Genomic DNA, 21,648 nt, shown 5'->3' with positions numbered 1-21,648 from the left:
CGTTCTATTGGTTCCCTTCATGAATAAGCGGAGGAATATCGGGCATTCCCTCACCGATGACAATGGCTCTGCGTACAATAGCCTCGGCCGCTGCGGCCGCATCTTCCCGCGAGGCATGCACGCGCAACAGCGGCTGCCCTGCTTCCACGCGATCCCCTAAGCGCACCACATCTGACAAACCAACCGACGGGTCAATTACATCACTCTCTATTTGGCGCCCGCCACCAAGGCCAACCACTGCCAGCCCAAGCGCTTCGCCGTCGATGGCTTGCACGATACCTGCATGAACTGCAGTGACCTCATGAATGACAGGTGCCTCCGGCAAAAACCTCTGCCATTCATCGGCGAAATGCGTTGGGCCACCCATCGCAGCAACCATACCAGCAAACACCTCAGCAGCTTTGCCGCTCGAAAGTGCATCCATCATTTTGGACACGCCTTCAGCAACATCTGTTGCCAGCCCCGCGCTTACCAAAAGCATCCCACCGAGAGAGACAGACAGCTCTGTTAAAGCTCCCCCACCCTGATTACAGAGAACCTTCATACATTCAGCGACCTCGAGCGCATTACCCAAGGAGGACGCAAGAGGTTGGTTCATATCAGAAATAACCGCGCTGGTCGGACACCCTGCCAAATTGGCCGTCGACACAAGAGAGTTGGCCAAAGCCTGCGCATCTTCGACAGACTTCATAAATGCACCGGAGCCAACCTTCACGTCCAAGACAAGACCTTCAAGCCCAGCTGCAAGCTTCTTTGACAAGATCGAAGCGGTGATCAAATCAAGGCTTTCCACCGTCGCAGTCACATCACGGATCGCATACAACCGCTTGTCCGCGGGCGCTATCTGCGCCGAAGCGCTCACAATAGCGCAGCCCACATCCGCCACTACTTTCTTGAACTTTCCTTCCGACAAGGCCGTGGTCAGCCCTGGAATGGCCTCCATTTTGTCCAGCGTCCCGCCTGTGTGCCCAAGGCCACGCCCAGAAATCATAGGCACATAGGCCCCGCAGGCAGTCAATGCAGGGGCAAGCACAAGTGAAACGCAATCACCCACGCCACCTGTCGAGTGCTTGTCCAGAACAGGGGCCGGCAAATCCCAAATCATGCGATCTCCGCTGTCGCGCATCGCAAGGGTCAGCGCAACGCGCCCCTCTTCTGACAGCCCGCGCAAACAGACACCCATCGCAAAAGCGCCGGCCTGTGCATCAGAGACTGAGCCATCCGAAAGCCCCCGCGCAAACCAAGACAGCTCTGCCTGGCTTGGCACTTCACCTTTGCGAAGATGCGCGATGATCGCTCTCGCATCCATTTAGTCGCGATCCTTGTGATCAACATCCATATGGTCGACACCAAAAGCGCCTGGCAATAGCTCATCCATGGTCATGGAGACTCGGACCCCATCAAGATTTGCCAATGTCACTATTGTGTCTGAGGCTCCAAATTCAGCAATCTTCTGACGACATCCACCGCATGGGCTAACCGGTTGCTTGCTGTCGGCCACCACAAACACTTCGGTCAAGCGCGTCTCTCCAGCAGCAACCATCGCGGCAATTGCTCCCGCCTCAGCGCAGGTCCCTTCAGGGTAAGCGATATTTTCGACGTTGCAGCCAACAAACTTGGCACCGCTTTCTGACAGGATCGCCGCCCCAACTTTGAAATTGGAGTATGGCGCATAAGCATTTTCTCTAACTTCAAAGGCAAGCTTTGCGAGTTCGTTGTCTGTGTTCATGATTTCCCAATCTTTGTATAGCGCTGCTCAAGGACCGCATAACAGCAAGCCAAAACCATCACCAAGTTTAGCCTGACGGACCGGCTAGGTGAAAGAAATATCAAAAGCTGGCAGGGCTTCAAACTCAATCTCAGAAAGACCGACCGGCAATCACCCCAACATTTCCAACGCGCATACCAAAGAGGTGTAGTAGAGTAGCGTATCGTCGGGAGACCCGATCGCCCGGCACCCTACCCGTCAGCCCCTGCATTTCTTAGACAGGCCAGGCCAGAACCGTCAAAATCGCACGCTCACGCCGCAACGTCACTTTTGTGCATTTAAACGACACCGAAACTGGTTTAAGGCTGAACTAATTCCTTTTTGACCGCACTCAAAGTGCCAAACAGAGGTCGCTGATGTCTGAAAATCGCAACCAATCCCTGCGCGAAGCGGCGCTGACGTATCACGCAACTCCCAAACCCGGCAAACTAGAGATCCGAGCAACCAAGCCGCTCGCGAATGGACGCGACCTTTCTCGCGCCTACTCTCCCGGTGTGGCGGAAGCCTGCCTGGAAATCAAAGCAGATCCAGAAAACGCTGCACTTTATACTGCACGTCAGAATTTGGTGGCCGTCGTATCAAACGGTTCTGCGGTCCTCGGGCTGGGAAATATCGGCGCACTTGCATCTAAGCCGGTGATGGAAGGCAAAGCGGTTCTTTTTAAGAAGTTCGCCAACATCGATTGCTTCGACATTGAGCTTGACGAAGCAAATCCCGAAAAGCTGGCTGAAATTGTCTGCGCAATGGGGCCCACCTTTGGCGCCATTAACCTCGAAGACATCAAAGCGCCAGATTGTTTCATTGTTGAAAAAATCTGTCGTGAGCGCATGAACATACCGGTGTTCCATGATGACCAACACGGCACAGCGATTGTTGTGGGTGCCGCTGCAACGAACGCGCTTCGGGTCGCCGGCAAGAAATTTGAAGACATAAAAATTGTTTCAACAGGTGGCGGCGCTGCTGGCATCGCTTGCCTGAATATGCTCGTGAAACTGGGCGTGAAGCGCGAGAACATCTGGCTCTGCGATATTCATGGGCTGGTTTATGAGGGGCGTGACGAGGATATGAATCCGCAGAAGGCGGAGTTTGCTCAAGCTTCCGATCTGCGCACGCTAGAAGAGGTGATCGATGGTGCGGACATGTTCCTTGGCCTATCCGGTCCCGGTGTCCTGAAGCCTGAACTTGTCGGAAAGATGACGCGCCAACCTATTATTTTTGCGCTCGCAAACCCAACCCCAGAGATCATGCCGGATCTCGCACGAGAGGTGGCGCCTGACGCAATTATCGCCACTGGCCGCTCCGACTTTCCAAACCAAGTCAACAATGTACTGTGCTTTCCATTCATTTTCCGTGGTGCCTTGGATGTTGGCGCAACTGAAATCAACGATGAGATGTGTGTGGCCTGCGTTAACGGCATTGCAGAGCTTGCCCGCGCAACGACCTCCGCAGAAGCCGCAGCTGCCTATAAAGGGGAACAACTCACCTTTGGCGCGGACTACCTGATCCCAAAACCATTTGACCCCCGTCTGGTTGGAGTCGTCTCAGCAGCTGTTGCAAAAGCTGCAATGGAGAGTGGCGTTGCCAAACGTCCGATCGCAGATATTGACGCCTATATCCACACCCTCAATCAGTCCGTCTTTAAGTCTGCGCTGCTTATGCGGCCGGTATTTGAAACGGCCCAGAAAGCCTCCCGTCGCATTGTATTTGCAGAAGGCGAAGATGAGCGCGTTCTGCGGGCAGCGCAAGCGATCCTGGAAGAAACCACCGAAACACCTATCCTGATCGGTCGCCCAGAGGTGATCGAGGCACGATGCGAACGCGCGGGCCTGTCTATTCGACATGGCCGCGACTTCCAAATTGTGAACCCGGAAAATGATCCGCGTTACTATGACTACTGGAACAGTTACCACGAGCTGATGGAGCGCGAGGGGGTGACCCCAGATTTGGCCAAAGCCATCATGCGCACAAACACCACCGCCATTGGCGCCATCATGGTTCATAGAGAAGAAGCAGACAGTCTGATCTGTGGCACGTTTGGAGAGTACCGCTGGCACCTCAACTATGTCGAACAGGTGCTCGGCAACAACAACCTTTCCCCACACGGCGCGCTTTCATTGATGATTTTGGAAGACGGGCCCCTCTTCATCGCAGACACGCAGGTTCACGAACTCCCAAGCCCAGAGGACATCGCTCGCATAACCGTGGGGGCCGCCCGCCATGTCCGCCGTTTTGGCCTAGAGCCGAAGATTGCGCTTTGCTCACAAAGCCAATTTGGGAACCACCGGCAAGGGTCTGGAAAACGACTGCGCGATGCGCTTGCGATCTTGGACAGCAAACCAAGAGACTTTGCATATGAAGGTGAAATGAATGTCGACACTGCACTCGATCCTGATCTGCGCAGTCGCATTTTCCCACGCACACGCCTTGAAGGCCCTGCGAATGTTCTGATCTTCGCACATGCCGACGCCGCATCTGGTGTACGAAATATCTTAAAAATGCGCGCAGATGCGCTTGAGGTTGGCCCCATTCTTATGGGTATGGGCAACCGTGCACATATTGTCAGCCCATCGATTACACCCAGAGGCCTGCTGAACATGGCCGCCATCGCCGGCTCGCCAGTTACGCACTACGGTTAATTTTTCGGTGAAAGTGGCGCGCATGAACGCGCGCCACCGCCTCCTCACTCAGAACGATTGATGCGCGCAAGGATGCGCAAGTCTATTGTCGGCCCCACCAGATCCGCATATCCGCTTGCTCCGAAATCGTGACGATCTAGGCTGCCCGTCAACAAAATTGACAACTGATCCAATTCTCCCGCATCTGTACCGCGTTGCCGAAACAGTTGAGCAGCAAGCGCAACCGGACGTGAGACACCGCGCACAGTTAAGTCACCGACAACGCGCGCACTATGGACAGTGCCAGTGATCTCACGTGCAACAAAGCGTATGGTTGGGTGTGCCCTGACATCCAGAACCTGAGCACCCTTCAACGCTTCTGTAGCAAAAAGGAACCCAGCCCTTGCGCGATCAGGCCTAAGGGTCACATCGATTGTGCTGCGCGACACATCCTTAAGGTCGAGACTCAACTCTGCCGTCTCGACAGGCATTTTCCCGACGGTTCCATTTTCATTGAAGTAATACGTAAACCCTACAACGCTTTCCGCCTGATCGAGCTCATAAGTGACGGGGGCAGCGGCGACTGGATGCGCGAACCAAACGAGCCCAAACGCCACCCAAGCCAAAACACCAAGACAAGACGCCCTGAAGCCACTCCCAGTTTCAAAATTGAATATCGCTCTTAACATGTCTCTCTCCCGCAACTTGTCGCCCGAATACACAGCCCAGTTCAGTATCGCAGAGTTTGTTTTGACACGTCCGCACGTTTCCGCGAGCGTTTGTGCAAGGCGTTCGGCCTAAGCGCAAAGTTTGCAAATTTGCAAAAATTCCATTTTTGTCAATTTTTCCTGCAAAAATTGGCGAGTTAACTAAAGTTTGCAATTTGAGCTATCGAAAATAGCAAATCTGAGGTGAGAATCTAGCGGATAACTCTAGCGCAGACTTGCTGCATGACTTGCTCCTCCTCTATGCCAGATAACAGGAAGAGGAGGACCAAAATGTCATATCAAGACGTTTATGAACGCTGGAAAAATGATCCGGAAGCTTTCTGGATGCAGGCGGCAGAAGCAATTGATTGGCATACGCCACCCACCAAGGCGCTGTCTGACAAGGGCGATCACCTTTATGAATGGTTCGCTGACGCAAAGGTCAATACTTGTTGGAATGCGGTTGATCGCCACGTAGAAGCTGGCCGCGGAGAACAAACGGCTATCATCTATGACAGCCCAATCACGCACACGAAGCGAGAGATTTCCTATGTAGAGCTCCGCAACCGTGTCGCGACGCTCGCCGGTGCATTGCGCGCCAAAGGTATCGAAAAAGGTGATCGCGTTATCATCTACATGCCAATGGTCCCCGAAGCGCTTGAGGCAATGCTGGCATGCTCCCGCTTGGGCGCAATTCATTCAGTTGTGTTTGGGGGGTTCGCTTCAAATGAGCTCGCAGTGCGCATTGATGACGCAAAACCCAAGGCGATTATCGCCGCATCTTGCGGCCTCGAGCCTGGTCGCGTGGTTCACTACAAACCACTTCTCGACGAAGCCATCGACCTCGCCGCGCACAAACCGGACTTCTGCGTCATATTTCAACGCGAACAAGAGGTTGCTGAGCTTAAAGAAGGCCGCGACGTAAACTGGCACGGTTTCCAATATGGAGTTGAACCCGCCGAATGCGTTCCCGTGGAAGGCAATCACCCCTCCTACATTCTCTACACCTCAGGCACGACAGGGCAACCCAAAGGGGTCATTCGTCACACTGCAGGGCAACTCGTTGCGCTGAATTGGACAATGAAAAACATCTACAATGTTGACCCCGGCGATGTGTTCTGGGCTGCGTCAGACGTGGGATGGGTCGTTGGGCACAGTTATATCTGCTACGCGCCTCTCATCCATGGCAACACGACCATTGTTTTTGAGGGCAAACCGGTTGGGACTCCGGATGCCGGCACCTTCTGGCGTGTCATATCGGAGCACAACGTAAAGAGTTTCTTCACGGCACCGACAGCGTTCCGAGCCGTAAAACGAGAGGATCCTGCCGGCGAATATGTCGCAAAATATGACACCAGCTGCCTCAAGCAGGTCTATCTGGCTGGGGAACGGGCCGATCCTGACACGATAGTCTGGGCGCAAGAACAACTAAAAGTGCCCGTTATTGACCACTGGTGGCAAACAGAAACAGGCTGGTCGATTGCTGCAAACCCACTGGGCATAGAAGAACTGCCAATTAAACTGGGCTCACCTACAGTCCCGATGCCCGGCTATGATATTGAGATTCTGGATGAAGGCGGTCATCCTGTGGCTGCTGGCGAACTGGGCGCGATCGCAATCAAGCTACCCCTCCCCCCAGGCACACTGCCAACACTCTGGAATGCTGAAGACCGCTTTAAGTCATCTTACCTTTCCCACTTCCCGGGTTATTACGAAACCGGCGATGCAGGGATGAAGGACGAAGACGGCTATGTCTACATCATGGCGCGCACGGACGATGTGATAAACGTCGCAGGGCACCGCCTTTCAACCGGAGGCATGGAGGAGGTACTAGCTGGACACCCGGATGTTGCGGAGTGTGCGGTGATTGGTGTGACTGATCAGCTGAAAGGTCAGATGCCCATAGGGTTCCTTTGCCTTAACGCAGGAAGCAACCGCCCACATGATGAGGTGACCAAAGAAGTGGTTGGCCTCGTACGCTCAAAAATCGGTCCAGTGGCCGCGTTCAAACTCGCGCTTGTGGTAGACCGTCTGCCAAAAACGCGCTCCGGTAAGATCCTGCGCGGAACGATGGTATCTATTGCCGATGGGACAGAGTGGAAAATGCCGGCGACAATCGATGACCCGACCATTCTGGACGAGATCACAGAAGCATTGAGAACAATAGGTTACGCTTCGGCCTGACCTACTGTGTCAGAGAGGCGCGTACCTCGCTCACGCGCCTCTCTTGATCTCATACAAACTGTTCGCGAATAAGGCGCTCTTCCAGACCATGACCCGGATCGAAGAGTATGCGGTGCGCTATCTGCACGTCAGACCGAATTTCAACTCTAACAACATTTTCGATGGCACGGCTGTCAGCATGGGCCATCACCGGCCGCTTTTCAGCCTCCAAAACGTCGAATGTAACCGCAGCAGATTTGGGGAGCAAAGCCCCGCGCCAACGTCGTGGGCGAAAAGGGGCAATCGCCGTAAGCGCCAATACGTCAGATCCTATCGGCAAAATCGGACCATGCGCGGAATAGTTATACGCGGTTGAACCCGCGGGTGTACTGATAAGTGCACCGTCGCAAACCAGCTCTTCCATACGCAAACGGCCATCAATTGCGATCTTCAGTTTTGCGGCTTGCGGGCCTGCACGCAGGAGCGACACTTCGTTGATGGCCAAAGCTTCTGACACCGAACCATCTAGTGATGTCGCACGCATCGCGAGAGGGTTTAGTTGTTCTTCTTCTGCCGCTGCCAGACGTTCTTGTAGGTCGCTTTCGGAGTAGGCGTTCATCAAAAAGCCAACAGTGCCGCGATTCATACCATAGACAGGTGCTGATAGAGCCTCGGTTGCGTGCAGTGCTTGAAGCATGAAGCCATCGCCGCCCAGTGCCACAATGACATCTGCTGACTCAGTCTCAACATCACCATATCGCCCAATAAGTGCAGCACGTGCGGTTTGCGCCACGGGCGCCGTGCTGGCCAAAAACGCGATTCTCTTGGACATGATTGCCCTTGCCCCCCAAATCGAAAGCAGGTTTCCCTGCGCCGCCAAAGGTTTCCGATAGCGGCATATGTTTATCCCCTGCACCATCTGAGGCGCTCAGGCAAGGTGTTGCGTCGCTTTGGGACCTTTCAAGACACGCATGTTTCCATTAGGAAACTCGCAACACGAACCGTTCAACAGGAGCAAACGTCCATGAGCACCTCCCGTGATTCTGGCTTTTTCACAGAAACCCTCGCATCCCGCGACCCGGAGCTGTTTGGCTCCATCACAGATGAGCTGGCACGCCAGCGCGACGAGATCGAACTGATCGCGTCTGAAAACATCGTGTCTGCGGCCGTTATGGAAGCACAGGGTTCTGTTCTGACCAACAAATACGCAGAAGGCTACCCGGGCCGCCGCTACTATGGTGGCTGTCAGCACGTGGATGTGGCGGAGAACCTCGCCATCGACCGCGCAAAGGAGCTCTTTGGTGTTGAGTACGCCAACGTACAGCCAAACTCCGGCTCCCAGGCCAACCAAGGTGTGTTCACCGCACTGCTCCAGCCTGGCGACACCATCCTCGGCATGTCTCTCGACGCAGGTGGACACCTGACCCACGGCGCAAAACCAAACCAGTCCGGCAAATGGTTCAAAGCGGTTCAGTACGGCGTGCGCAAGCAGGATAGCCTGCTGGACTACGATCAGGTTCAGGAGCTGGCCAACGAGCACAAGCCAAAGCTGATCATCGCAGGTGGTTCCGCCATCCCGCGTCAGATCGACTTCGCGAAGTTCCGTGAAATCGCAGACTCTGTTGGCGCATACCTGATGGTCGACATGGCGCACTTTGCTGGCCTCGTGGCCGCAGGCGAGCACCCATCCCCATTCCCTTATGCGGATGTGGCGACCACCACGACCCACAAAACCCTGCGCGGCCCACGCGGCGGCATGATCGTGACCAACGATGAGGCGATCGCCAAGAAGGTCAACTCCGCGATCTTCCCAGGCATTCAGGGCGGCCCGCTGATGCATGTGATCGCAGGCAAAGCCGCTGCCTTTGGCGAAGCGCTGCGCCCTGAGTTCAAAGCCTACCAGCAGCAGGTTCGCACCAACGCTGTGGCGCTGGCGGATCAGCTAGTCAAAGGTGGTCTGGACATCGTCACCGGCGGCACCGACACCCACGTGATGCTTGTCGACCTGCGCCCCAAAGGTGTGAAAGGCAACGCCACCGAGAAAGCTCTCGGCCGCGCGCACATCACCTGCAACAAAAACGGCATCCCGTTTGACCCTGAAAAGCCAATGGTCACCTCCGGCATCCGTCTGGGCACTCCGGCCGGCACAACACGCGGCTTTGGCGAGGAAGAGTTCCGCGCGATTGCTGACATGATTGTGGAAGTGGTCGACGGTCTGGCCGCCAATGGCGAAGAGGGCAACGGCGAAGTGGAAGCGACTGTGAAAGCCAAAGTGGCAGAGCTCTGCGCACGCTTCCCACTCTACCCAAACCTCTAACAAGCGAAACGTTCTGAATTCGAAAGCCGCTGCAGAGAAACTCTGCGGCGGCTTTTTTTCACTTACAGCATGACATTTGTGGGAAATTGGCTCTCATCACAAATGTACTACCATGAATTTCTGGGCTCAGTTGGTGGAAGTCTCCTTGCCATTTTCAGAAAACCGCGATGTACTTGGATTTCAGACAGTGGGGAATGGAGCAATCCAATTAAAGTTGAATTCTGATTGGCGCTGTTCAGTATTGAAAAAGCAAACCCACCAACGCAGAATTCTTAGTCCCAGAAACCCGGTTGAGAGCACCGCCATGAAAACAGTACTGGCTGCGATCACATTTCTATTTGTGATTTTGTTCTCTCAAGACGCGCGCGCTGAGACGCTCAGGATCGCATTCTCATCTGCGCCCCGCTCCATAGACCCCCATCCCTTTGGCGGGACGCCAACGGCTTCATTGAAGGAACATGTGTTCGAAGCTTTGGTTGCATCTGATGATGGCCCGTTGCTTGCGCGTAGCTGGCGTTGGATTAGCCCTGTTTCCCTGGAAGTCAAATTGAGAGGAGATGTATTCTTCCACAACGGTGCACCGTTTACGTCCAGAGACGTTATCTACTCAGCATGTCGCATGATGCGGCATGTCGATGGCCGGCGCAATCTCCTGACCAATTCAATGGGCCCAATCGATGACATAATCGCGATGGACGACCTTACAGTTCGCTTCGAATTTAAAGCGCCATACCCGCTGTGGATACAGAAAATGAAGTTTCTTTCGATCCTGTCATCAGAGCAAGCAAAGCTCCAATCAGAGACAATTGCATATGATGAGCATGGCGACTGCGGCGGTTTAAACTATCCAAGCCGTCAAGATTTCGAAACTGGCAGCGCTGCAATTGGAACCGGACCTTACAAACTCGACAGATTTGCGAGGACGGGCGAAGCTGATCTTTCGAAAAATGACAACTACTGGGGCGCCAAACCCGTCTGGGATACTGTTCAAATCAGGACGGTAACCGACGCCGGTGATCGCCTCGCCGGGCTAATTGCAGGCAACTTCGATGTGATTGAAAATCCTAAAACTGAGCACTTGCCTCTTCTCTCCTCAAGCGAGCGGCTCACCTACACATCGGTGCCCTCTTGGCGGTCTATATTTTTAGTTTTGGACGTTAGCGAGGATGGCGCCAAAGGCGTTCGCGCCAGCGGAGGAAACGCACCGCTCGCGGACATACGTGTAAGACAGGCTATGTCCATGGCAATCGACAGGAAAGCAATCACTGACAATCTCTTCTTAGGCGAGGCTACCGTGGCAAATCAATTTGCCCCGCGTTATCGCGCGGATGCGCCAAACATGCCGGAATTGCCCTATAGCCGGGAAAAAGCGATCGCACTGTTATCGGAGGCAGGTTACCCGGGAGGTTTTGAGATTGATTTTTATGTGCCCGCTGATCGGTATGCGAATTGGGATCGAGTGGCGCAAGCCGTGGCGCAATATCTGTCGCGCATAGGTATAAAAATCCATATCAAGTCAGAAAACTGGCCAGATTTCTCCAGAAAGCGGCGCGCAGGAGACCTAGGCTTTTTTCTGTATGGCTGGGGGCATCCGCAAGGGGCGGCGCAAATGATCTCTTTTGCCTTTGCGTCCCCCAACAAAAAACTCGGACTAGGTTCGGCCAATTATTCTAACTATCGAAATGATCAGTTTGACGCCGCTATTGGCGCGTGGGCCGTTGAAACAAATGCCTTGCGCGCAAGAACATTCCTCGGCGCGGCCATGGGGATTGCCGTAAACGATCTACCTGGCATCCCGCTATATTATCAGCACACCATCTGGGCGCACCGTGCCGACTTACTTGTGAATGGCAGGCAAGACGAACGCACCAGTGCGACACGTGTGAGCCCCCGATAGACACAGCGCGATTTTTCCTGACCTGCGTCACTTTGGTGGCTGTCGCGCTTTCCGGTTGTGGGATAGCGCTCCTCAATCTAGGACGTGCAAAAAAGGAACACACCATGGGCCATTGGTCAGACCTATTTCCAATTGTTTTTTTGTCATTCAAACTCGTTGTCTTCGGGATCGGCATGTTTTTTGCGATCAAGTGGCACTACGATCAGGACAAAAAGAAGAAAAACGAAAGCAACGACCCAAAGACGCCTTCCGCATAGTCAAAGCCTACAGTCGTTGATGCATCTGTGAGACTACAAAAACCTTACTCCCTACGAAGGGTCTAAAACACACCAGTCTACGCCGAGTTAGGCGAATCCCACCAAAGCGAACAACATTCACTGGTTGCTATAGCCTTTGAGAATCTTTGTTTACTAAGACAATGTCGCTAGGCAGGCGCTTTGATTGCACAAGCTGCGCATTTTCTAAATCGTTTTCCTCTGCGCGCTGCTCCGCCTGCTCCTGCGACAGCCCGTGGGTCAGCCACCGCTCCACCAGACGCCGACGCAGCTCTTCCTCTGGCATCGACAGAAAAACCGATACATCCCAAATGTCTGACAGCGCCCGCCAGACCGGCGCGTCAAACAGCAGGTAATTGCCTTCAACCACCACCGTATCGCAATCCGCCGACACTGAGCCGCCGCCCGGAATCGTTACGTCGCGGGCACGATCAAAGGTCGGGTAGGCCAGCACCCCGCCTTGAGACAACTGGCCCGCCAAGGCCACAAACCCTTCGGCATCAAAGGTATTTGGCGCGCCCTTTCGCGCCAGAAGCCCTAGGTCCACAAGATCTTGATTGTCCATGTGAAACCCGTCCATCGGCACAACTTGCGCCGCTGATCCGACAGCACTCAATCGCGCAGCAATCTCTTCTGCCAGCGTGGATTTCCCGCTCGCCGGGGCGCCCGCCACCGCCACAATCCGGCGCACACCTTTGCGTGACGTGGCCGCTATGGCCGCAATCAGCGCGTCCAGATCCCGCACCACGCGGCTCACGCCGCCTCCGATGGCGCAGCCTTCGCCCCCGTCATAAAGGCCACCGCATCTGACATGGTGTAATCCTTTGGATCGATCACGCAAAGTCGCTTGCCCAAACGGTGCACATGGATGCGATCGGCCACCTCAAACACATGCGGCATGTTGTGACTGATCAGGATGATCGGAATGCCCCGCGCTTTCACATCCTGTATCAACTCCAGCACTTTCCGGCTCTCTTTCACGCCCAGCGCCGCAGTGGGCTCATCCAGAATGATCACCTTGGAGCCAAACGCCGCCGCGCGTGCCACGGCGACACCTTGCCGCTGGCCGCCGGAGAGGGTTTCCACCGCCTGATTTATGTTCTGAATGGTCATCAGCCCCAGCTCGCTCAGCTTGTCGCGGGCAAATTTCTCCATGGCGGGCCGGTCGAGCTGCCGCATCCATTTGCCGCGAAAGCCGGGTTTGCGCAGTTCGCGCCCCATGAACATATTGTCGGCTATCGACAGCGCTGGAGACATGGCAAGGGTTTGATAAACCGTCTCAATCCCCGCCTCTCGCGCCTCAATGGGGGAGGCAAAGCGCACCTCTTTGCCCTCCAGCGTCACGGTGCCCTCATCGGGGATCACAGCACCGGAGACCGCTTTGATCAGCGAGCTTTTCCCAGCGCCGTTGTCGCCAATCACCGCGAGAATTTCGCCCGGCATCAGGTCAAAATCACAATGATCCAGCGCCGTCACACGGCCATAGCGTTTGACCAGCCCGCGGCCTTTCAAAATCGGTTCCATTATGCCGCCACCTTTCTAATCCACTGATCCACGGCCACCGCGCCGATGATGAGTGCGCCGATAAGCAGGAAGGTCCATTGTGCATCCGCTCCGGCCAAACGCAGCCCCAGCGTGAAAACCCCTACAATCAGCGCGCCAAAGAATGTGCCCAGAATGGAGCCACGCCCGCCAAATAGCGAGATGCCCCCGATCACCACCGCAGTGATGCTCTCGATGTTCAGAAGCTGTCCCGATGTCGGCGAGACAGAGCCAATCCGCCCGATCAGCGCCCAGCCCGCAAAGGCACAGATCAACCCGGCCAGCGCATAGACAGAGATCAGCACGCCCTTCACATTCACGCCCGACAGCTCCGCCGCCTCCGGGTCATCGCCCACCGCATAGACATGCCTGCCCCAGGCCGTGTGTTTCAGCACATAGGCCAGTACGACAACCAGAAGCACCATGAAGACCACGCCCAGCGTAAACACGGCCCCGCCCAATTTGAATTTCGCCCCCAAGAGCTGCAACAAAGGCGCCTCTGCGGCGATGTCCTGTGATCGGATGGTTTCATTGGCCGAATAGAGGAAATTCGCCGCCAGAACGATCTGCCACATGCCCAGCGTCACAATAAACGGCGGCAGCTTCATACGCGCCACAAGCCAGCCATTAAGCGCACCAATCGCGGTGCCAAAGGCCAGCCCGAAGGCCACCGCCACCGCAGGCGGCAGGCCGTAGCGGAATGTGAATTGCCCCATCACCACCGAGGAAATCACCGCAATAGCCCCGACACTCAGGTCGATACCTGCGGTCAGGATCACCAGACTTTGGGCCGCCGCTACAATGCCGACGATCTGCACCTGTTGCAAAATCAGGGTAAGCGCGAAGGGTGAGAAAAACCGGCTGCCCAGCAGCAGGCCAAAAATCACCACCGCCCCGACCAGAACGATCAGCGGCACCAGCGCCGGTGTGGTGTGCAAGGCGTGGTGAAACCGCCCGACAATCCCCTTTTTGCCCTCGTCAAAATGAGCAACTTCGGACGCTGAGTCTGTCACCACAGCCTCATAATTCTCCGACTGAGACATGTGAGCCCTCCCCCGGCATTCTGTCTGAGCTTATGCAAAAGGGTGAGGCTGCCCCCACCCTCTCACGTCAGGTTAACACGACTAGACCGCGATCAGCCCCAGCAAAGCTCGGTGCCTTTGGCGGTGTCGATGCTGTCCACGCCATCAACCGGCTGATCGGTCACAAGCGATACGCCAGTGTCAAAGAATTCCTTGCCGTCAGAGGCCTGCGGCTTGGTGCCGTCCTTGGCCCAGGCGGCAATCGCCTCAATGCCTTTGGACGCCATCAACAGCGGATATTGCTGCGAAGTTGCGCCAATAACGCCATCCTTGACGTTGTCCACACCTGGGCAGCCACCATCCACAGACACAATCAGCACGTCATTTTCACGGCCAATGGCCTTCAGCGCTTCATAGGCACCAGCAGCGGCAGGCTCGTTGATGGTATAGACCACATTGATCATCGGATCTTTGGCCAGCAGGTTCTCCATGGCGCGGCGGCCACCTTCCTCGTTGCCAGCGGTGATGTCATTGCCCACGATGCGCGGATCGGTCTCATCGCCCCATTTGCCGGGGTCGCCCAGCTCAATGCCAAAGCCTTTCAGGAAGCCCTGATCGCGCAAAACACCCACAGTGGGCTGGCTCACCGCCAGATCGAGCATCGCAATCTTTGCGTTGGCCGCCTCAGCGCCGAGCGCCGCTGCCGCCCATTTGCCGATCAGCTCTCCAGCCAGGAAATTGTCAGTGGCAAAGGTCATATCCGCAGAGTCAATCGGCTCCAGCGGCGTGTCGAGTGCAATCACCAAAAGGCCCGCATCCCGCGCCTGCTGCACCGCTGGCACAATCGAGCTGGTGTCAGAGGCGGTCAGCAAAATACCTTTCGCGCCATTGGCAATGCAGGTCTCAATCGCCGCTACCTGAGTTTCGTGATCACCATCCACCTTACCAGCATAGCTGTTGAGCGTGATGCCCAGCTCTTCGGCCTTTGCCGTCGCGCCTTCGCGCATCTTCACAAAGAACGGATTGGTGTCTGTTTTGGTGATCAGGCACGCGCTCACATCCGCCGCCGCACTGACCGTCATTCCGGCCAAAACAAGGGCCGATGTCGCAAGTAGCTTTTTCATAATGTCCTCCCAAGGTTCGCAATATTTGGATCTGGCTCCCTCCAGCTCCAGGCCTGCCTCTAATTCGTGACGCAGGATGCCCCCATAGGTAACGGCGATTCCCCAAGAGCTGTCAATAAATAAATTAACTTTATTAAATAATCGAAGCGCCCTATCTTCCAAAGCCAGGAGGAGCCTTTTATGGTCAGCCATATGGATGGCGGAAAAATCAGAGCACTCAGCGGCGGCGTGAATCAACGGCGCGTCCGCAACCACAATGAACGCCTTCTGATGTCCATCCTGCAGCGACAGGGCGCCCTGCCCGGCATCGACCTCGCCAAACGCATGGGGCTGACGCCACCGGCGATCTCCACCATGCTGCGCAAACTGGAAAGCGACGGCCTGCTTCAGCGCGGCGAACCCACGCGCGGCAAGGTGGGCAAGCCCTCCATTCCCATGCACCTCAACCCCGACGGCGTCTTGGCGCTGGGATTGAAGATCGGCCGCCGGACTGCGGATCTCTTGCTGCTGGATTTTGCAGGCAATGTGCGCGCTTCAGAGCACACCACCTACGACTACCCGCTGCCCGCAGATGTCTTCTCCTTCCTGCACGACAGCCTTGAGACATTGCTCACCGCCCTCAGCGCCGAGGAGGTCGCGCGCATCTGCGGCATCGGCGTCGCCGCCCCTTTTGAGCTCTGGCGCTGGAGCGATCTGGCAGGCCCCGCCGCAGAGCAGTTCAAACTCTGGAAAGACATTGATTTTGCCGAAGAGGTGGCCCGCTTCAGCGACCTGCCCATCTTTGTTGGCAATGACGCCACCGCAGCCTGCCGCGCCGAGCATCTTTATGGCCGTGGCAAAGAGTTCCGCGACTATGCCTATTTCTTTGTTGGCTCCTTTGTTGGCGGCGGCATCGTGATGAATGACAGTGTGTTTGAAGGCAATCAGGGCAATGCAGGCGCACTTGGCTCCATGCGCGCCACAGGCCCTATGGGCGAAAGCCGCCAGCTCATAGATGTGGCCTCCATCCACCTGCTGGAAACGCGACTGATCGAGGCCGGTCTGAACCCCGACATGCTCTGGAGCCAGCCGCAAGACTGGTCGGTACTCAGCCGCTATGTCGACCCGTGGCTGGGTCAGACCGCGCAGGAGCTGGCCAAGGCTGCGCTGTCGGTCTGCTCCGTGGTCGATTTTGAGGCCATTCTGATCGACGGCGCTTTTCCCGCCGATGTCCGCCAAGAGCTGGTGGAGCGGGTCCGACGCTATCTGGTCAATCAGGACACTCGCGGCCTGATCGTGCCGCGCATCGAAGAGGCCGTGGTGGGTCAGGACGCACGCGAGATTGGCGCCGCCAGCGGCCCGATTTTCTCGCAGTTCTTCCTCAACACCCACGCCGGACTGTCCCGCTGAGCCGCAACACCCGACTTTGTCGCAACCAAAGTGAGCGGGCCTATACCTGCGTATAGTCGCGCTGCCTTTTGCCACCCCAACCATACCTGAGCGCGGTGCGCGCTGGCGCAATCCGCCAGCTACCTTCTGGGCATTCAACCTGTGAGAGTGCCCGTGCAAATCCGCCATGAAAACCCCAGCGCCCAGCTCAGCTGGAAGGTGCACGCCCCGCTGTTTTTGGACACGCCAGACGGCGACCAAATCCGCATTGAGGCGTGGTCTCTGGCTGGCTTTGACTGGCCCGAGGACGCAGGATCGCCCCCGCAATCCGGCACCCTCAGCGTGCCTTTTCAAGGGGTTGATGTCCGCTTTGAGGTGCGCCTGACGGCACCGGATGCCGACGGCACAGTGTCCTTTGAAGGCCTCAGCGGGCGTCAGCGCGAAACGCTGGCGCTGTTTTATCGCTCCATCCTGTCCGGCCGCATGGCCAGCAGCGAAGACGTGATCATGAGCCTTGATACACCTGTTGATCTTGTGCCCATGGGAGAAACCGAAGAAGAGAAGTCCACCAACCAGCAATCCAAGATGCCCGGCTCTGTGCGTGCGGTGATCCATGTGGTGATATACCTGCTGCTGGCAGCCCTCATCGCCACCGTACTTGGCTCTGCGCTTTTCAATGGCCTCACCCGCATCAATATCCAGCACGGCCGCGTCGTCGCGCCCATCGCCGAAGATCTCCCCGCCAGTGAAGGGTTTGTGAAATCCGTCCACGTGGTCCCCGGCCAGCGGGTTGAGGCAGGCGAGGTCATGGTGCGCCTGCGCGATCCGGCCGCACAGGCGGAGCTGTCCCAGACCCGCGCCCGCCTGAGCCTTGCGGAGAAGGAGCTCGACCGCGTCATTGAGGCCCGCGCCATGCTGGAAGCCTTAGATGAAACACAGCCCCTTCAGGTGCGGGGTGCGCTAGCGGCTCAGATCTATGCGCAGTTCATCGGAGATCGTGGCTTTGACGCCCTCTGGAAGCGTTGGCTCGATATTCAAACGCATGATCCAGAAGCTGCCACAGCCTTTGACCCTTTTGCCTTTGCGCTGGACAAACTCCAAGAGCTGGAACTCGAGCACAACGCCAAGGTGCGCCGCCTGCGCGCCACCCGCGACGCCAACAAATCGGCGATCTCCATGAGCCACGTACGCGCGCCCTCAGATGGGGTGGTGCACGAGGTTATGGTGCGCAAGGGGCAGCCCTACCGCCACGATGATCTCGCAGTTGTCTTTGAGTCCGACACACCCCGCGTGGCCATGGGCTGGGTCTCCGAGCGGTATTCCGAGGCCATCTTCATCGGGATGGAGGCGCATATCGGCGTCAACAGCCTTGGCCAGAAAACCACCATCGCCGGCACCGTCACCGATGTGCGGGCGGGCGCCGATCCCCGCCGCCCCGGCGAATTTGGCATCATCGTCACCGTCACCCCCCAAGACATCACTCCAGCGCAGACCAAATCCCTGCTGCGCCGCGACGCGCCGGTCAATATCCAGACCCGCCGCGCGGTTGGCCAACGCATGATTGCCCGCATTCAATCTCTGGTGAACCGCGATGAGTGAGTTGTCCGAGTTCGCCTTTGACAAGGATCTGACCCTCAAGCTGCGTGATCTGCAGACCCCGATCAAACCCTATTGGGCGCGCTGGACCCTGCCCAACATCCTTGCACTCATGGCAGTGATCGCAGCCCTGCTCTGGCTGCTGGTGAATGTCCCCAACCGCTTTGTCGATCCCAACGCTTTGCACATCACCGTGATCCTCGGCGCTTTGGGACTATGGCGCTTTGGCTGGTGGTTCACCCATTCTGTGCGCGCCATGATCTACGCCCGCCTGAAGTGGCCCCACATACGCGCCCGCGCCGACGCGCTTTGGCAGGAAGGCTGGCGCCCCAAGCGCCTGCACATCCAGATGACCACCTACTACGAGGAACCTTCGATCACCAAACGGGTGATCGGCTCCATCCTTGGCCAGATCAAACGCGAGCGCATCCCCACCACGCTCTACATCGGCACCGGCAGCGCCTATGATGAAAACATCATCCGTCAGTTCGTAGACACCTATGCACAGGACATCCCCGATGATCTGGCGGAACTGGTGTTTATCCGACAAAACCAACCGGGCAAGCGTATGGCGATCGGGCTGATCCTGCGCGCTATTTCACGGGCCGGGGCTGATCCAGACGATATGGTCATCTTTATGGATGGAGACGCGCTTTACGGGCAGGACGTGCTCAAGAAAACCCTGTCGATGTTTGCCTATGATCCGGAGCTTCAGGCGCTTACCACCGATGAAGAGGTGATCTGCTACGGCCCTACATGGATCGCCAAATGGCTCGACATGCGTTTTGCCCAGCGCCGCCTCGCCATGCAGAGTCACGCCCTGTCCAATCGGGTGCTCACCCTCACCGGCCGGATGAGCGTTTTTCGCGCCCGCCACATTGTCGATCCGAAGTTCATCCGCACTATTGAGGCAGATCACCTCAATCACTGGCTTTGGGGGCGCTTCCGCTTCCTGTCAGGCGATGACAAATCCACCTGGTACCGCTTGCTCAGCGTGGGCGCCAAGATGACCTATGTGCCGGATGCGACGGTCTACACCATTGAAGTCATCAAAGAAAACGGCCTGCTGCGCATGGTGCAGAACTTCCGCCGCTGGTCCGGCAATATGCTGCGCAACGGCAGCCGCGCCATCGCGCTTGGCCCGCGCCGGATGCCGTTTTTCATCTGGTGGTGCGTGGTCGATCAGCGCATCGCCATGTGGACCATGATGGTGAGCCCGTTCATGGCGGTGCTCGGCAGCATCGTGGCCCCAGGCTACATATGGAACTGCCTGATCTGGGTGATCTTCTCCCGCGTCGTGCTCTGCATGTTCCTGTTTGGCTACAGCCGCCGTGCCGACATGACCTGGCCCTTTATTCTTTATCTGAACCAGGTCATCAATGCGTCGGTCAAGATCTACATGATCTTTCATCTCTCCAAACAGAAATGGTCCAATCGAGGTAATCAAAGCGCCGGCGATGGCGACGGCCTTCTGGAGAAGCTGCGTAACGGCTTTGCCAAATTTCAACTGGTGACTGCTGTCACGGGCTTCTTGACACTGCTGATGATATACGTCGGACTGATCGAATTGCCGTTTTGAGCTCTGCGCTATCCTTAAGAGCGTGATGGCGTCCAGCCAACTTACTATAGCCTTAGAAACACTTCGTGGGCATCAACAGCGCCTACCCAAATGCGCCACGTGGCAAACCTGCATGACCCGTCATGCAGGTTTTGCTTTTCTCCAATATGTACAATTTTATCAAAAGGATAGGCATGTTACCAAAAGCCATTTTGGACTGACCTATCGCCGCCAACAACGGACTGAACAGCGATCTAGGCTGATCTCAAATAGGAGATCATATTTATGCAACATCGCGATTTTTCAAACCAGCCTGCCGAACTCGTATCCGCTATCCCAAGCCGCAAAGCCAGCATTAGTATTGTCGGCCTTGGCTACGTCGGCGCGGTATCAACCGCCTGCCTTGCCGCGCTTGGTCACCGTGTTATCGGCGTTGATCTCGATCTTGGCAAAGTCGCTCAAATCGGCCGCGGCCAAAGCCCGATTCATGAGGCGGATCTGAGCGAAACCCTCACTCAGGGGGTCAAAGACGGGCTGATCTCTGCAACCGACGATCTCACCGCTGCTGTGCGCGAGACGGATGTGACTTTTGTATCCGTTGGCACGCCAACCGCTGCCGATGGCGGCTGTGATGACACCTACATCCGGGCCGCCTCTCGCGCGATGGGCGAAGGGCTGCGCGACAAAGAAGGGTTTCACGTCTTTGCCATGCGCTGCTCAATCCCGCCAGGCACCACCATGTCGGTGATGACCCCAATTCTGGAGGAGGTCTCTGGCAAAGTAGCGGGCCGCGATTTTGGTATCTGCTTCAACCCAGAATTCCTGCGCGAAGGCGTGGCAATCTCTGATTTCCATCACCCGCCCAAAACCGTGATCGGCACCACCGATTTCGCCACCGCGGAAATCATGCGCCGTATCTACCTACCCGTGGATGACAATCCGATCCTCACCACCATCGAAGTGGCGGAGACGATCAAATATGTCGACAACGTCTGGCACGCCACCAAGGTCTGCTTTGCCAATGAGGTCGGGCGTCTGTGCAAACCGCTGGGTGTGGACAGCCACGCCGTGATGGACATTTTCACTCAGGACCAGAAACTCAACCTGTCCTCCTACTACCTCAAACCCGGCTTTGCCTATGGCGGTTCCTGCCTGCCCAAAGAGGTGCGCGCGGTGCAATATGTGGCACAAAAGTACGGTGTGTCGCTGCCGATGATCGGCAATCTGGAAAGCTCCAACGCGGAACAGATCAACCGCGCAGTCGAAATGGCCTTGGCCACAGGTGCCCGGCGCGTCGGCGTCCTCGGTCTTGCGTTTAAGCCGGGCACCGACGATCTGCGCGAAAGCCCGATCCTTGAAGCCATGGCCACTTTGCAATCCCAAGGCGTAGAGCTGCTGGCCCATGACGCCGCCGTCACCAAAGACACCCCGCTGGAGGGCCTCGCAAGCTACACCAAACATGGCAGCCAGGGTCTCGCGACCCTTTCGGCACAGCTCAAAGACATGCTGTGTGACGACATCGACCACCTGATGCGTTCAGTGGATGCAGTGATCGTCTGCCACGCCAGCGACACCTATCGCGAGGCCGTCACCCGCCACCCGGATATCGAGGTGATCGACGTGGTGCGCCTCTTTGACACCGCTCCCCGCAACATCGCCGTAAACGGCATCGGCTGGTAAGCCCGCACGCCTCCGA

Annotated in this window: 16 protein-coding genes; 8 read left to right on the top strand and 8 right to left on the bottom strand. The window is 56.6% G+C overall.

The annotated features are described in order from the left end of the window. Positions 1-4: 4 nt before the first annotated feature. On the bottom strand, positions 5-1,309 hold the full coding sequence (locus J7413_RS11450) for a thymidine phosphorylase (protein WP_209098245.1): 1,305 nt from the start codon (positions 1,307-1,309) through the stop codon (positions 5-7). Next, a complete protein-coding gene (locus J7413_RS11445) occupies positions 1,310-1,729 on the bottom strand; it encodes a cytidine deaminase (RefSeq protein WP_209098243.1) in 420 nt (139 codons plus the stop codon). It abuts the gene before it with no gap. A 395-nt stretch (positions 1,730-2,124) separates the two neighbouring features. On the opposite strand from J7413_RS11445, the gene J7413_RS11440 reads away from it, so the two are divergent. After that, entirely contained in the window at positions 2,125-4,404 is a 2,280-nt protein-coding gene (locus J7413_RS11440; RefSeq protein WP_209098241.1) for an NADP-dependent malic enzyme, read from the top strand. Positions 4,405-4,448: 44 nt separating this feature from the next. Here the strand turns inward: J7413_RS11440 and J7413_RS11435 are convergent, their stop codons facing one another. Continuing rightward, complete coding sequence (locus tag J7413_RS11435) at positions 4,449-5,072, bottom strand: YceI family protein (protein WP_209098239.1); 624 nt, start codon at positions 5,070-5,072, stop codon at positions 4,449-4,451. A gap of 309 nt (positions 5,073-5,381) precedes the next feature. Here J7413_RS11435 and prpE point away from each other — a divergent pair, with 309 nt between their 5' ends. Next, positions 5,382-7,274, top strand: a complete 1,893-nt coding sequence (prpE, locus tag J7413_RS11430) for a propionate-CoA ligase PrpE (RefSeq protein ID WP_209098513.1) — start codon at positions 5,382-5,384, stop codon at positions 7,272-7,274. A 49-nt stretch (positions 7,275-7,323) separates the two neighbouring features. On the opposite strand, the gene J7413_RS11425 is transcribed toward prpE, so the two are convergent. Continuing rightward, positions 7,324-8,085: an NAD kinase gene (locus J7413_RS11425; RefSeq protein ID WP_209098237.1), complete on the bottom strand. Its 762-nt coding sequence runs from the start codon at positions 8,083-8,085 to the stop codon at positions 7,324-7,326. A gap of 192 nt (positions 8,086-8,277) precedes the next feature. Here J7413_RS11425 and glyA point away from each other — a divergent pair, with 192 nt between their 5' ends. Both glyA and J7413_RS11415 read left to right on the top strand, forming a co-directional pair. Next, positions 8,278-9,570: a serine hydroxymethyltransferase gene (gene glyA / locus J7413_RS11420; RefSeq protein WP_209098235.1), complete on the top strand. Its 1,293-nt coding sequence runs from the start codon at positions 8,278-8,280 to the stop codon at positions 9,568-9,570. A 304-nt stretch (positions 9,571-9,874) separates the two neighbouring features. Further along, positions 9,875-11,467 (top strand): ABC transporter substrate-binding protein, encoded by a 1,593-nt coding sequence (locus J7413_RS11415; RefSeq protein WP_209098233.1) that lies wholly within the window; start codon positions 9,875-9,877, stop codon positions 11,465-11,467. Between the two features lie 384 nt (positions 11,468-11,851). On the opposite strand, the gene J7413_RS11410 is transcribed toward J7413_RS11415, so the two are convergent. From J7413_RS11410 to J7413_RS11395, 4 genes are all read right to left on the bottom strand, one after another. Further along, entirely contained in the window at positions 11,852-12,499 is a 648-nt protein-coding gene (locus J7413_RS11410; protein WP_209098231.1) for a nucleoside/nucleotide kinase family protein, read from the bottom strand. Beyond that, a complete protein-coding gene (locus tag J7413_RS11405; RefSeq protein WP_209098229.1) occupies positions 12,496-13,266 on the bottom strand; it encodes an ATP-binding cassette domain-containing protein in 771 nt (256 codons plus the stop codon). Before J7413_RS11405 ends, J7413_RS11410 begins: the two co-directional genes overlap by 4 nt. After that, positions 13,266-14,327: an ABC transporter permease gene (locus J7413_RS11400; protein ID WP_209098227.1), complete on the bottom strand. Its 1,062-nt coding sequence runs from the start codon at positions 14,325-14,327 to the stop codon at positions 13,266-13,268. Before J7413_RS11400 ends, J7413_RS11405 begins: the two co-directional genes overlap by 1 nt. A 92-nt stretch (positions 14,328-14,419) precedes the next feature. Beyond that, entirely contained in the window at positions 14,420-15,430 is a 1,011-nt protein-coding gene (locus tag J7413_RS11395; protein ID WP_209098225.1) for a sugar ABC transporter substrate-binding protein, read from the bottom strand. A gap of 192 nt (positions 15,431-15,622) precedes the next feature. Between J7413_RS11395 and J7413_RS11390 the strand changes: the two genes are divergently transcribed. The 4 genes from J7413_RS11390 to J7413_RS11375 all read left to right on the top strand — a co-directional run bounded on the left by J7413_RS11390 (position 15,623) and on the right by J7413_RS11375 (position 21,632). Next, complete coding sequence (locus J7413_RS11390; RefSeq protein WP_209098511.1) at positions 15,623-16,819, top strand: ROK family transcriptional regulator; 1,197 nt, start codon at positions 15,623-15,625, stop codon at positions 16,817-16,819. 153 nt (positions 16,820-16,972) lie between these two features. Then, entirely contained in the window at positions 16,973-18,397 is a 1,425-nt protein-coding gene (locus tag J7413_RS11385; RefSeq protein WP_209098223.1) for an HlyD family efflux transporter periplasmic adaptor subunit, read from the top strand. Next, complete coding sequence (locus J7413_RS11380) at positions 18,390-19,973, top strand: glycosyltransferase (RefSeq protein WP_209098221.1); 1,584 nt, start codon at positions 18,390-18,392, stop codon at positions 19,971-19,973. The genes J7413_RS11385 and J7413_RS11380 overlap by 8 nt, the downstream gene beginning before the upstream one ends. Before the next feature lie 264 nt (positions 19,974-20,237). Next, a complete protein-coding gene (locus tag J7413_RS11375) occupies positions 20,238-21,632 on the top strand; it encodes a nucleotide sugar dehydrogenase (RefSeq protein WP_209098219.1) in 1,395 nt (464 codons plus the stop codon). The last annotated feature ends 16 nt before the right edge of the window (positions 21,633-21,648 follow it).

Origin of the sequence: Shimia sp. R10_1 (genome assembly GCF_017744095.1) — a bacterium.
In the GTDB taxonomy this organism is placed as follows: domain Bacteria; phylum Pseudomonadota; class Alphaproteobacteria; order Rhodobacterales; family Rhodobacteraceae; genus Shimia.
Note: the sequence above shows the minus strand (reverse complement) of the source record. Positions and strands in the feature narration are given on the sequence as shown.